Annotated in this window: 13 protein-coding genes and 1 tRNA gene; 13 read left to right on the top strand and 1 reads right to left on the bottom strand. The window is 66.8% G+C overall.

Annotated features, from left to right (window positions below):
- Positions 1-204 precede the first annotated feature (204 nt).
- The 9 genes from Y706_RS0106230 to Y706_RS0106190 all read left to right on the top strand — a co-directional run bounded on the left by Y706_RS0106230 (position 205) and on the right by Y706_RS0106190 (position 8,500).
- A complete protein-coding gene (locus Y706_RS0106230) occupies positions 205-1,104 on the top strand; it encodes a ParA family protein (RefSeq protein ID WP_018772307.1) in 900 nt (299 codons plus the stop codon).
- Positions 1,105-1,148: 44 nt separating this feature from the next.
- Positions 1,149-2,027, top strand: coding sequence for a segregation and condensation protein A (locus Y706_RS0106225; RefSeq protein WP_028275915.1), 879 nt, complete (start codon positions 1,149-1,151; stop codon positions 2,025-2,027).
- Between the two features lie 74 nt (positions 2,028-2,101).
- A complete protein-coding gene (locus Y706_RS0106220) occupies positions 2,102-2,710 on the top strand; it encodes an SMC-Scp complex subunit ScpB (protein ID WP_156945075.1) in 609 nt (202 codons plus the stop codon).
- A 110-nt stretch (positions 2,711-2,820) separates the two neighbouring features.
- The gene (locus Y706_RS0106215; protein WP_028275913.1) at positions 2,821-4,119 is read left to right on the top strand and encodes a pseudouridine synthase; all 1,299 of its coding nucleotides are present in this window, start codon (positions 2,821-2,823) and stop codon (positions 4,117-4,119) included.
- A 2-nt stretch (positions 4,120-4,121) separates the two neighbouring features.
- On the top strand, positions 4,122-5,231 hold the full coding sequence (locus tag Y706_RS0106210; RefSeq protein WP_028275912.1) for a prephenate dehydrogenase: 1,110 nt from the start codon (positions 4,122-4,124) through the stop codon (positions 5,229-5,231).
- Complete coding sequence (gene cmk, locus Y706_RS0106205) at positions 5,231-5,974, top strand: (d)CMP kinase (RefSeq protein ID WP_028275911.1); 744 nt, start codon at positions 5,231-5,233, stop codon at positions 5,972-5,974. The genes Y706_RS0106210 and cmk overlap by 1 nt, the downstream gene beginning before the upstream one ends.
- A gap of 73 nt (positions 5,975-6,047) precedes the next feature.
- Positions 6,048-6,728, top strand: a complete 681-nt coding sequence (locus Y706_RS0106200; protein ID WP_028275910.1) for a lysophospholipid acyltransferase family protein — start codon at positions 6,048-6,050, stop codon at positions 6,726-6,728.
- Positions 6,725-8,275 carry a ribosome biogenesis GTPase Der gene (gene der, locus Y706_RS0106195; RefSeq protein WP_028275909.1) on the top strand — a complete coding sequence of 517 codons (1,551 nt, stop codon included), beginning with the start codon at positions 6,725-6,727 and terminating at the stop codon, positions 8,273-8,275. Before Y706_RS0106200 ends, der begins: the two co-directional genes overlap by 4 nt.
- 148 nt (positions 8,276-8,423) lie before the next feature.
- Positions 8,424-8,500, top strand: a tRNA-Pro gene (locus Y706_RS0106190).
- Between the two features lie 101 nt (positions 8,501-8,601).
- On the opposite strand, the gene Y706_RS0106185 is transcribed toward Y706_RS0106190, so the two are convergent.
- Entirely contained in the window at positions 8,602-9,471 is an 870-nt protein-coding gene (locus Y706_RS0106185) for an Fpg/Nei family DNA glycosylase (RefSeq protein WP_028275908.1), read from the bottom strand.
- Between the two features lie 195 nt (positions 9,472-9,666).
- On the opposite strand from Y706_RS0106185, the gene gcvH reads away from it, so the two are divergent.
- The 4 genes from gcvH to Y706_RS0106165 all read left to right on the top strand — a co-directional run bounded on the left by gcvH (position 9,667) and on the right by Y706_RS0106165 (position 11,933).
- Positions 9,667-10,053, top strand: coding sequence for a glycine cleavage system protein GcvH (gene gcvH / locus Y706_RS0106180; RefSeq protein WP_028275907.1), 387 nt, complete (start codon positions 9,667-9,669; stop codon positions 10,051-10,053).
- A gap of 160 nt (positions 10,054-10,213) precedes the next feature.
- Entirely contained in the window at positions 10,214-10,690 is a 477-nt protein-coding gene (locus Y706_RS0106175) for an FHA domain-containing protein (RefSeq protein ID WP_028275906.1), read from the top strand.
- Between the two features lie 17 nt (positions 10,691-10,707).
- Positions 10,708-11,430 carry a transcriptional regulator FtsR gene (locus tag Y706_RS0106170; RefSeq protein WP_028275905.1) on the top strand — a complete coding sequence of 241 codons (723 nt, stop codon included), beginning with the start codon at positions 10,708-10,710 and terminating at the stop codon, positions 11,428-11,430.
- Positions 11,430-11,933, top strand: coding sequence for a bifunctional nuclease family protein (locus Y706_RS0106165; RefSeq protein WP_028275904.1), 504 nt, complete (start codon positions 11,430-11,432; stop codon positions 11,931-11,933). The genes Y706_RS0106170 and Y706_RS0106165 overlap by 1 nt, the downstream gene beginning before the upstream one ends.
- Positions 11,934-12,077: the final 144 nt, after the last annotated feature.

Genomic DNA, 12,077 nt, shown 5'->3' with positions numbered 1-12,077 from the left:
GGCACGCCCGGGCCGCCGTGACAGCCCGGTAGCAACCTTCGACTTCAACCCGAACGTCAAGGCACAGCCTCCGGCGCAGTGTCAAGGTCCGGCGAATACCGTGTCGGGCGCTGTAACCTTGGGAGGAACGCGCTGGGCTCCGGGAGCCCGGAAGCGGCAAAATGAAGCACGACAATCACCGTCATCGAAAGTGTGGATAGATACGTGAGCAGCGAACAGGGTTCAGCAACTCTGGAAGGCACCGAACTCGATCTGGAAGACGCCGTCATGGGCCCCACCGGGCGGCCCCAACGCGACTTTCCGGAGCCCGCGCCGCTGTCCTCCCACGGTCCTGCGCGGGTCATCGCCATGGTGAACCAGAAGGGCGGGGTCGGCAAAACCACGTCCACGATCAACCTCGCCGCAGCCCTGGCCGAATACGGCCGCCGCGTGCTCCTGGTCGACTTCGATCCGCAGGGCGCCCTGTCCGCCGGCCTGGGCACCAACCCGCACGAGCTCGACCTCACCGTGTACAACGTGCTGATGGACCGCAAGGTGGACATCCGCGACGCCATCCAGAAGACCGGCGTGGAAAACGTGGATCTGCTCCCGGCCAACATCGACCTCTCCGCCGCCGAGGTACAGCTGGTCAACGAAGTGGCCCGCGAACAGGTGCTGGACCGGGCCCTGAAAAAGGTCGAGGACGACTACGACGTCGTCCTGATCGATTGCCAGCCCTCGCTCGGCCTGCTCACCGTCAACGCGCTGACCGCCGCCCATGGCGTCATCATCCCGCTGATCTGTGAATTCTTTGCCCTGCGCGCCGTGGCGTTGCTCGTGGAAACCATCGACAAGGTCCAGGACCGCCTCAACCCGCGCCTGCAGGTCGACGGCGTGCTCGCCACGATGTACGACGCCCGGACCCTGCACGGCCGCGAGGTGATTGCCCGCCTGGTGGAGGCCTTTGGCGACAAGGTCTTCGAAACCGTCATCAAGCGCTCGATCAAATTTGCCGACGCCACGGTCGCGGCCGAGCCCATCACTACCTACGCGGGCAACCACGTCGGTGCCGACGCCTACCGCCGCCTGGCCAAAGAGCTGATCTCGCGCGGCGGCGCGCCCTAGCCAGGGTCGTGGCAGGCGCCTTTTCTCCGCCAGCGAATCTCGACATGCCTGCGGAGCTCGACACGCGCGCGGAATCCGCGCGGGCCGCGGGGCCGGAGGGCCCAGCAGAACCGCGCGTCAAAAAGCCCGGATTCGAAGTGCGGCTGGCCAACTTCACCGGCCCGTTCGACCTCCTGCTCGGCCTGATCTCCAAGCACCAGCTGGACATCACCGAGGTGGCGCTGTCCACGGTCACTGACGAATTCATCAAGTACATCAGGGGCCTGCAGCAGCTGGGGGAGGAGTGGGCCCTGGATGAGGCCAGCGAATTCCTGGTGATTGCGGCCACCCTCCTGGACCTCAAAGCGGCCCGGCTGCTGCCCGCGGGCGAGGTTGAGGACGATGAGGACATTGCCCTGCTGGAGGCCCGGGACCTCCTGTTCGCCCGGCTGCTGCAGTACAAGGCCTTCAAGCAGGTGGCCGGCATGATCGGCTCCACGCTCGAGCTTGAGGCCCGGCGCTATCCCCGGCAGGTTGCCCTTGAGGGACACTTCGCTGCCCTGCTTCCGGAACTGCTGTGGCGGCACACCCCTGCCCAGTTCGCCTCATTGGCCGAGGCGGCCCTCAAACCCAAGGAGGCAGCCCCCACCGAAGTAGGCCTCGCGCACCTGCACGGCGCGCCCGTCAGCGTCAAGGAACAGGCCGAGCTGCTGGGGAACCGGCTGCGGCAGGGCACGCCGCTGAGCTTCCGGGCCCTGATCGCCGACGCCGAATCCACGCTGGTGGTGGTGGCGCGGTTCCTGGCGCTGCTGGAGCTGTTCCGCGACCGGGCGGTGGGCTTTGACCAGCTGCTGCCGCTGGGGGAGCTGACGGTGCACTGGACGGCCGATACCCAGGGGTGGAGCAGCGAAAACCTGAGTGAAGAATACGAGGACCAACCGTGAACGAACGACTCCCCGACGCTGCCCGCGAGGCCGGGCCGGACGCTGCCCGCGAGGCCGGGCCGGACGTCGCGAGCCTGCCAGGGGGCGCCCGCGCGGCCCTCGAAGCGGTCCTGATGGTGATCGACGAACCGGCCACGGCCCAGGCCCTGGCAGCCGGACTGAACCTGACGGTCGACGTCGTCGAGACCCTGCTGGCTGAACTGCAGCGGGAGTATAACGGTTATACTGTTAATGCCCCGGATGTGGACGATGCCAGTTTGAACGGCTTCAGCGCCACCGCCCGGGGTTTTGAATTGCGGAATATCGCCGGAGGCTGGCGGATCTATTCCCGCGCTGAATTCGCCGAGATCGTTGGCGAATTCGTGCTGGAAGGCCAGACAGCCAGGCTGACGCAGGCGGCGCTCGAAACGCTCGCCGTCATCGCTTACCGCCAGCCCGTATCTAGGGCGCGGGTGTCTGCAATTCGAGGAGTCAACGTTGACTCTGTCGTGCGGACGCTGACGCAGCGGGGGCTGATCGAGGACTCGGGAACCGATCCTGAATCCGGAGCAATCCTGTACCGCACGACGTCGTATTTCCTGGAGCGAATGGGAATCGGCTCGGTGGCGGAATTGCCACAGCTTTCACCCCACCTTCCGGGGCTTGAAGGCATCGAAGAGTTTTACGACGCTGGAAGAATGTAGGCAGGAACAACTGCCTGCGCACGAGTATCCACTAGGGCAGAATCATTTTGCCCAGTCGGCGGGTGTTGTCGGGAGACAGCGGCCGTCGGCCAACAAACGAAGGACGGGTCATGACACAGGCGGGACGCCAGGGTTCACCACGTAACAGTTCGGGACGTAACAGTGCCGGACAAAGCAGTGCCGGACAAAGCAGAGGTCAGGGCTCAGGCCGCGGCGCACAGGGCGGTTCGGGCCGCAGCGGCGGAGCCGACTACAAGGGCGGCGCGGGCCGCAGCTCCCAGGGCGGCGCCGGCCGCAGCGGCGGAGCCGGCTACAAGGGCGGCGGAGACCGCCCCTTCAAGCACCCCAAGCCTCGCGAAGAGGCCTTTATCGATCCGGACCTGCAGGGTCCCGACGGCGCGCCGTCGACTGCCCGCCCGGCTTCCGCTGACTGGAAGTCGAAAGCGCCCTCCGGCAAGGAGGCAGCCCGCAAGGCAGCCGCCCGCAAGCCCGGCTTCGGCAAGGCTCCCGGCACTCCCGGCGCCCTCAAGCCCAAGCCGCGCGTCGGCGCCGGAGCGGCCAAGGCCACCGGTTCCCGCGCCTTCGGCAGTGAACGCTTCGGCCAGAACCTCGGGCCCGTGCGCAAGCCCGCCCGCAAGCGCGGACCCCGCGCCGAGGTGCCGCAGTCTGAGCTGCACGACGCCGACGGCACCCGCCTCCAGAAGGTCATGGCTTCCGCCGGCGTCGCCTCGCGGCGGGTCTGCGAGGAAATGATCGCCGAGGGCCGCGTCGAGGTCGACGGCCAGGTGGTCACCGAACTCGGCGTGCGCGTCGACCCGAAGACGGCAGTGATCCACGTCGACGGACTGCGCATCCAGCTGGACGAGAACATGGTCTACATGGTCTTCAACAAGCCCAAGGGCGTTGTCTCCACCATGGAGGACCCGGACGGCCGCCCATGCATCAGCGACTTTGTCCGCAACCACCACGGCGAACGCCTCTTCCACGTGGGCCGGCTTGACGTCGCCACCGAAGGGCTGCTGCTGCTGACCAACGACGGAGAGCTCGCCAACCGCCTGACGCACCCGTCCTATGAAGTGCCCAAGACCTACCTCGTGCAGGTCCGCGGGCCCTTCCCGCAGGGCGTGGGCGCCGAACTCAAGGGCGGCGTCGAACTCGAGGACGGCATCGCCTCGGTGGACTCCTTCAAGCTCGTCGACTCGACCCCCGGCCACGTGCTGATCGAGGTCGTGCTGCACTCGGGCAAGAACCGGATCGTCCGGCGCATGTTCGACGCCGTCGGCTTCCCCGTGCTGCGCCTGGTGCGCGTCAAGGTCGGCCCCATCGGGCTCGGCGACCAGCGCCAGGGCAGCATCCGCAACCTCGGCAAGCAGGAAGTCGGCCACCTGCTGGCCTCCGTGGGGCTGTAAGCATGTCCGCCTTCCGCACGCACGGCCGCGGCCACCTGAACGGCCCGGTGCTCGTCCTGGGCTCCGGGCTTCTGGGCACCAGCATCGGGCTGGGGCTGCGGGGGCGGGGCGTTCCCGTGTTGCTCTCGGATCCCTCGCCGACCAACCAGGCCGTCGCCGTCGACATCGGCGCCGGCCTGCCGCTGGCGCGCCTCGAGGGGGAGGCGCCGGAGCTCGTCGTCGTGGCCGCGCCGCCGGATGTCACGGCGGACGTCGTGGCCAAGGCGCTCCAGGACTACCCGCACGCCGTCGTGGTGGACATCGCGAGCGTGAAGGCGCAGATCCTGGCCGATCTCCGCAGCCGCGGCGCGGACCTGGGCCGCTACGTGGGGACCCACCCCATGGCCGGGCGCGAGAAATCGGGCCCGGTCGCGGCCCGGGGCGAGCTGTTCACCTCCATGCCGTGGGTCGTGTGCCCGGCGGAGGAGACACTGCCGGAGTCTCTGCGGGTGGCGCGTGCGCTGGCCGGCGATCTCGGCGCCGTCGTGTCCGAATTCGCTGCCGACGAGCACGATGCAGCCGTGGCGCTCGTCTCACACCTGCCGCAGGTGATGTCCTCGCTCGTGGCCAGCCGCCTGCAGGGCACGCCCCTGCACGCCCTGTCCCTGGCCGGCAACGGGCTGCGCGATGTCACCCGGATCGCCGCAAGCGATCCCACGCTCTGGGTCCAGATCCTGGGCGCGAACGCGGAAAAAGTGGTGGAAATCCTGCACGGAGTCCGCGAGGACCTCAACCGGCTGATCGGCACCCTGGAGGCACCGGCCGCTCCCGGCGCCCGGCTGGACCTTGCCCAGCTGATCAGCGAAGGCAATGCCGGCCAGTCCCGGATCCCGGGCAAGCACGGCGGACCCCCGCAGGCATACTCGTGGCTGACGGTGCTGGTGGATGACACACCCGGGCAGATCGCCAAGCTGCTGACCGAGATTGGCGAGATCGGCGTCAACGTCGAAGACCTCCGCCTCGACCACTCTTCGGGGCAGAATGTGGGCATGGTGGAAATTTCCGTCCTGCCCAACAAGCACGACCTTTTGATAGCAGCCCTCAACGACCGTGGATGGCGGGTACTCCAGTAATGACCCAGGAACTCATCGAGACAGTGGACGTAGTCCGCCCCGGAAAAAGCCTTGTGGTTGCCATCGACGGACCCTCCGGCTCCGGCAAATCCAGCGTGAGCAAAGAGGTGGCCCGCCGGCTGAAACTGGCCTACCTCGACACCGGCGCGATGTACCGCGCCCTGACGTGGTTCTGCCTGCAGAGCGGCACGGACCTGGACGACGGGGCCGCCGTCGAGACCGCCGCAGAGACCCTGCCGCTGGAAATCAGCACGAGCCCGCAGGAAGAGTACGTCCGCGTCGGCGGGCACGATGTCACTCTCGCCATCCGTGAACCCGCCATTTCCGCGGCAGTCAGCGCCGTCGCCACCACGCTGGGCGCGCGGACTGAACTGATCCGCCGGCAGCGCGAGCTGATCGAAAAGCACCACCGCCGCATGGTGGTCGAGGGCCGGGACATCACCACCGTCGTCGCGCCCCATGCCGAGGTGCGGATGTTGCTGACCGCCAGCGAGGAAGCCCGGCTGCGCCGCCGCGGCATCCAGTTGGGCGGCAGCCAGAATGCCGAGCAGCTGGCAGCCCAGGTCACGCACCGCGATGCCAAGGACTCCACCGTAGTGAACTTCACCACGGCCGCCGACGGCGTCGTGACCCTGGACTCCTCCGACCTGGACTTTGACGAGACGGTCCAGGCCGCACTCGACATCGTGGACACCGTGGTCAACCATTCTCCTGTTCCGCTCCGGGCCGTCCACGGTGACTGAGGGGCGCGCCGGACTGCCGGGGACAGCGCCCGCCTCCCTGCCCGGCCAGTGGACGACGGCGTGGAGCCGGCCCGTGGGCTGGCTCCTGGACCACCTCGTCTACCGCACCTCGGTCAGCGGACGCTCCAACGTCCCGGCGGCCGGTCCCGTGATTTTCGCGGGAAACCACATCAGCTTCCTGGACGGGCCCGTCATGTTCGGAGCCTCGCCCCGGCCCATGCACATCCTCGTCAAGCAGGAGATGTTCACCGGGTTCCTCGGCCGCGTCCTGGCGGCGTCGGGCCAGTTGCCCGTCGACCGCCGTGGTGGCCGTGCGGCGCTGGCCACGGCCCGGAGCCTGCTCGACGCCGGACGGTGCGTCGGGATTCTTCCCGAAGGTACGCGGGGGAGCGGTGAGGCCGCCGCGATCAACAACGGCGTCGCCTGGCTGGCGCTTAACTCCCGCGCCACCGTGGTTCCCGTGGCCATCCTGGGCACAAGAATCGGCGGCGAACACCTCGACACGGTGCCCGCACCGCGCCGGCGCCTGCATGTCAGCTTCGGCGGGGCCATCAACGTCAGCCGCAGGCCGGGCGAGAGCGGGCGTGTTTCAATGGACAGGGCGGGAACCGAAATCCGGGCCGCATTAGCGCGCCATGTCCAGGACTCAGTACTAAGAACCGGGCAGCCCCTGCCCCACGCGGAATCACCGCATGAACGTCATGAAGCAGTAGCCGGGACGCCGGCAGATCACCACCTAAGGAAAGTGCAATGAGCGATACGACTCAAACCTCCGGCAATTTTGGCGCCGGCGAAGACGAATACACGCCCACCGGCACCGACCAGGTGGCTGAAAACCTTGCCGCCCTGGACGATGACGAAGCGGAACTCCGCGCGGCCTCGCTGCGTGCCGGGCTGGACGACTACGAGCTCGACGAAGACGACGCCGCCCTCCTGAGCGGCCACTTCGACGATGAGGACTTTGACGGCCCGGTCAAGCTGGACCCGGTCCTGGCCATCATCGGACGGCCCAACGTGGGCAAATCCACCCTGGTCAACAGGATCCTGGGCCGCCGCGAGGCAGTGGTCGAGGACACCCCCGGCGTCACCCGCGACCGTGTCATGTACTCGGCAAACTGGAACGGCCGCAACTTCACCGTGGTGGACACCGGCGGGTGGGAGCACGATGCCCGCGGCATCCACGCCCGTGTGGCGGAACAGGCCGAGATGGCCGTGGAACTTGCCGACGCCGTCCTGTTCGTCGTCGACTCCGCCGTGGGCGCGACCGCGACCGACGAAGGCGTCATGAAGATGCTGCGCAAGTCGAAGAAGCCGGTCATCATGGTGGCCAACAAGGTGGACGACTTCGCCCAGGAAGCCGACTCCGCCACCCTCTGGGGCCTGGGCTTCGGCGAACCGTACCCCGTCTCGGCCCTGCACGGCCGCGGCGTGGCGGACCTCCTGGACCACGTCATGGACACCCTCCCGGAGTACTCCCTGATTGAAGGCCTCGAGCGCTCCGGCGGCCCCCGCCGCATCGCCCTGATCGGCCGCCCGAACGTCGGCAAGTCCTCGCTGCTGAACAAGCTTGCCGGTTCCGAGCGTGTGGTGGTGGACAACACCGCCGGCACCACCCGCGACCCGGTCGATGAATTCATCGAACTCGGCGGACGCACGTGGCGCTTCGTGGACACCGCCGGCATCCGGCGCCGCCAGCACATGGCCCAGGGCGCGGACTTCTACGCCTCCCTGCGCACGCAGAGCGCGCTCGAAAAGGCCGAGGTCGCCGTCGTGCTCCTGGCCGTGGACGAGGTGCTCAGCGAGCAGGACGTCCGCATCCTGCAGCTCGCCGTTGAATCCGGCCGCGCCCTGGTGCTGGCCTTCAACAAATGGGACCTCCTCGACGACGAGCGCCGCCGCTACCTGGAACGCGAAATCGAGCAAGACCTGGCACACGTGGCCTGGGCGCCGCGCGTGAACATCTCGGCCAAAACCGGCTGGCACAAGGACCGGCTCGTCCCGGCCCTGGACACCGCCCTGGAAAGCTGGGACAAGCGCATCCCCACCGGACGCCTCAACGCGTTCCTGGGCGAACTTGTCGCAGCGCACCCGCACCCGGTCCGCGGCGGCAAGCAGCCCCGCATCCTGTTCGGCACCCAGGCCTCGAGCCGGCCGCCGAAGTTCGTGCTCTTCACCACCGGATTCCTGGATCCGGGATACCGACGCTTCATCACCCGACGCCTCCGGGAGACCTTCGGCTTCGAGGGCACGCCCATCGAGGTCAACATGCGCGTGCGCGAAAAGCGTGGCAAGAAACGTTAATTCCGACACACCTTGCCGTGACAGCCTGAAATTGTCACAGGCACCCTCCCGGATCGTGTAAGCTTTTGGAGGTGGTTCGGCCGGACTGCTTGGAAGAAAACCTGGAGCGAATTCGGGAGGACTTCCGGGCGGAGAACGGTGGAACCAGCGGGCTGTAGCGCAGCTTGGTAGCGCACTTGACTGGGGGTCAAGGGGTCGCAGGTTCAAATCCTGTCAGCCCGACCAACAGCTGAAACCCCGCCATTCCTGATGAAGGAATGGCGGGGTTTTCTGTTTCCCGGACACATCCGCGCCGCGGTGTTCCCCGGACGGTCCGCGGTGATCCGCTATTTCAAAAAGCGCGACGTCCGGCGGTCGGCCAGGATCTTTCCTTTCGTCTGGCACGTCGGGCAGTACTGCAGGGCGGAATCGGCAAAGGAAACCTCCCGGACCGTGTCCCCGCACACCGGACACGGTTCGCCGGTCCGGCCATGGACCCGCATGTGGCTCCGCTTGGTGTCCTTGAGCTCGTTGGGCGGCTTGCCCTTGGCCTCCGCCACCGCTGTTCCCAGAATGGTGTGGATGGCGTCGTAGAGGCGCTGCACGTCCGTCCGGTCCAGCGACTTGGCGATCGCGAACGGCGAAGTCCTGGCGGCGTGCAGGATCTCGTCACTGTAGGCATTCCCAATGCCCGCGATGATGCCCTGGCTCCTCAGGACGCCCTTGATCTGCTGGGAACTGGAGCCGAGAATCCCGGCCAGTGCATCGACGTCGAAGTCCGGACTGAACGGATCCGGTCCGAGCGCCGCGATGCCGGGCACGTCCTGCGGATCCCGGACCACATAGACCGCCAGGCTCTTTTTCGTGCCCGCCTCGGTCAGGTCCATGCCCACCGGGCCGGAATCGCCCGAGAACGTCAGCCGCAGCGCGATGTGGCCCTTCCCCATTTTCAGCTGGGCGTCCGTAGGGGAGTCCGTGAAGCGGACCCAGCCGGCCCGGGCGAGGTGGAAGACAAAATGCAGCCCGTCCGCTTCCACGCTGACAAACTTGCCGAACCTTTGCACGCCGCTGACGGCCTTGCCCTGGAGATCGGAGTAGGGAGGGTCTGCCGTCTTGAGCACGGCGAAGGAGACCGGCTGGATTTTCCGCACCATTGCTCCGCGCAGGTGCTCGTCCAGAAAGTCCGTCAGGGCCGCAACTTCAGGAAGCTCAGGCATGGCCTAGCCCTGGCGTGTCCGGACGGTCCCGGCGCCCCGGTTGTTCACATTCCCGCCCTTCAGCGGAGCATGTTCTGCCATGGCACCATCTTCGCAGATCCCTCCCCGGCCCCTGCCCGATATGCCTATACTTTCAGCGGCGGCTAGAACAAACGACTGCCGCCGCCAGGTGATTGACCCGATGAAAGGCCCGTCATGAGCATCATTCCCGAAGACCTGTCCTACACCGCAGAACACGAATGGGTTTCGGCCCCCAACGCCGACGGGGTTGTGCGCGTGGGCATTACTGATTTTGCCCAGGACGCCCTCGGGGATGTCGTCTACGCCCAGATGCCCGAGGTCGGGACCACCATCAAGGCCAACGACGTCGTCGGAGAGGTCGAATCCACCAAGAGCGTCAGCGACATTTACGCCCCGGTGACGGGCGAGGTGGTGGCCAGGAACGAGTCGCTGGACACCGATTCCGCGCTTATCAACTCCGATCCGTACGGTGAAGGCTGGCTGATCGAAATCAGGCTCGCGGAAGCCGACGCGGTCGAGTCCTTGCTCAGTGCATCCGAGTATGAACAGCAGGTAGGCTAAAGACAGAGGTCATTCGGGCCGGGGCCGCCGGCGAGTGTTGTTGGGATAACAAAACAAAGCCGCGCCCCGCCGAAGGGCCTCATTACCGGGACTGCAAGGCTTTTCCGGACGGCATGCGTTGTTTGCAGGGGGGACACCTGCAACGAATGAGGAGGACTCAATGTTTGGGCACGAACGGAACGACACCGGTGACGGTTACGGCACGGGTGGAGTGAAGGCTTCGGAGACCACGTCGATCAACCTCACTCCGGTGCGCGACGAACCCAATTTCACGCCGAAGCTTTCGACTGAGGAACGGGCAGCGGTTGAGGCCCTTCCCTTCGGATCGGCCCTGCTCGTGGCGCACAGCGGCCCCAACGCCGGTGCGCGGTTCCTGCTGGACTCCGACGTCACCACGGCGGGCCGCCACCCGGACGCCGACATCTTCCTCGACGACGTCACTGTCTCGCGCAGGCACGTTGAATTCCGCCGCACTGCGCGCAGCTTCGAGGTTGTGGACACCGGGAGCCTGAACGGCACCTACGTCAACCACGACCGCGTAGACTCGGTGGAACTGAAGTCCGGCAACGAGGTCCAGATCGGCAAATTCCGCCTCACCTTCTACCTCAGCCCTGCCCGCGCAGCAGGCAACGTCTGATTCCGGGGTAGTTGCCTGTGGCCACGGCACATGCGGATCGGCGCGGACCCCAGGTTCTGAACATCGGGGAAGTCCTGGCTCAACTGAGCGACGACTTCCCCAGCATGACTGCGTCAAAAATCCGGTTCCTTGAAGAAAAGGGACTCATCAACCCGCAGCGGACACCTGCCGGCTACCGTCAGTACTCCGAGAACGACGTCGAACGGCTGCGCTTCGTCCTCTCACTCCAGCGTGACCAGTACCTGCCGCTGAAGGTCATCAAGGACTACCTTGATGCGATCGACCGGGGCGAACGGCCGGAGAACCTGCCGGCAGGCGTCACGCTGTCCCCGCGGATCGTCTCCGAGGAGCTCGCCTCCGAGCTGCACAGCCGGGCACGCAGGCTCAGCGAGGAGCAGCTGCGCGCCGAATCCGGGGCGAGCGTCCCGCTGCTGGAATCGCTCCTGAGCTACGGCCTGATCGGGCACGTCAACGGCAAATTCGACGAACACGCGCTGCAGGTCGCGCGGGCCTGCGTCCAGCTGGAGAGCCATGGCCTGGAACCCCGCCACCTGCGGCCCTTCCAGGCCGCTGCCGACCGCGAATTCGGGCTCGTGGAGCGTGCTGTGGCCACCCTGACCTCCCGCAAGGACGCAGCCTCCCACGCCCGCGCCGCCGAGGCGGCCCGGGAAATCAGCGACCTCTGCCTGTCCTTGCACCAGGCGCTGGTCCACGACCGCATCTCAAGGATGGACATCTGATGATTGAGGTGGAGATTGTCGGCGTGCGGATCGAGTTGCCGTCCAACCAGCCGCTTGTCCTGCTCAAGGAAATCCATGGTGAGCGCCACGTGCCCATCTGGATCGGGACCCCGGAGGCCAGCGCCATCGCCCTGGCCCAGCAGGGGGTCATCCCGCCCCGGCCGATGACCCACGACCTCCTGGTGGACGTTGTCGAGGCCCTCGGCCACACGATCGTCAGCGTCAACATCGTGGCGGTGGAGGACAACATCTTCTACGGGCAGCTGCAGTTCGAGAACGGCACCACCGTGAGCTCAAGGGCCTCCGATGGGTTGGCCGTTGCCCTGCGCGCCAAGTGCCGGATCTGGTGCGCCGACGCCGTCATGGACGAGGCCGGCGTCCGGATCACCGAACACGACGAGGGCGAGGACACGCACCCCGGACCCGCCGTGGACGAGGAAGGCGAACTGCGGCGCTTCCGCGAGTTCCTCGACGACGTCGAACCCGAAGACTTCGGCGGCTGAGCCGGCCCAGGCCACCGGCGCCAGGGAACCTGCCGCGGTTGCGGGCGTGCCTGTGACTGCTGGTGTTTCTGATACGTGCGTGACAGCTGTGGCGGCACTGAACGTTAAAGTCAAGGATGAAACTTTCGACACGCCCCTGGAATA

The organism is Arthrobacter sp. I3 (assembly GCF_000520575.1).
GTDB classification, from domain to species: Bacteria; Actinomycetota; Actinomycetes; order Actinomycetales; family Micrococcaceae; genus Arthrobacter; species Arthrobacter humicola_A.
The sequence above is the reverse complement of the archived record's forward strand: the minus strand, read 5'-3'. Positions and strand labels throughout refer to the sequence as shown.

Bases quoted from the DNA above. Each gene is read 5' to 3' on its own strand.
- Y706_RS0106175 (WP_028275906.1), top strand. From the start codon at position 10,214: ATGTTTGGGCACGAACGGAACGACACCGGTGACGGTTACGGCACGGGT.
- Y706_RS0106165 (WP_028275904.1), top strand. From the start codon at position 11,430: ATGATTGAGGTGGAGATTGTCGGCGTGCGGATCGAGTTGCCGTCCAAC.
- Y706_RS0106215 (WP_028275913.1), top strand. From the start codon at position 2,821: ATGACACAGGCGGGACGCCAGGGTTCACCACGTAACAGTTCGGGACGT.
- gcvH (WP_028275907.1), top strand. From the start codon at position 9,667: ATGAGCATCATTCCCGAAGACCTGTCCTACACCGCAGAACACGAATGG.
- Y706_RS0106210 (WP_028275912.1), top strand. From the start codon at position 4,122: ATGTCCGCCTTCCGCACGCACGGCCGCGGCCACCTGAACGGCCCGGTG.
- Y706_RS0106225 (WP_028275915.1), top strand. From the start codon at position 1,149: ATGCCTGCGGAGCTCGACACGCGCGCGGAATCCGCGCGGGCCGCGGGG.
- Y706_RS0106185 (WP_028275908.1), bottom strand. From the start codon at position 9,471: ATGCCTGAGCTTCCTGAAGTTGCGGCCCTGACGGACTTTCTGGACGAG.
- cmk (WP_028275911.1), top strand. From the start codon at position 5,231: ATGACCCAGGAACTCATCGAGACAGTGGACGTAGTCCGCCCCGGAAAA.
- der (WP_028275909.1), top strand. From the start codon at position 6,725: ATGAGCGATACGACTCAAACCTCCGGCAATTTTGGCGCCGGCGAAGAC.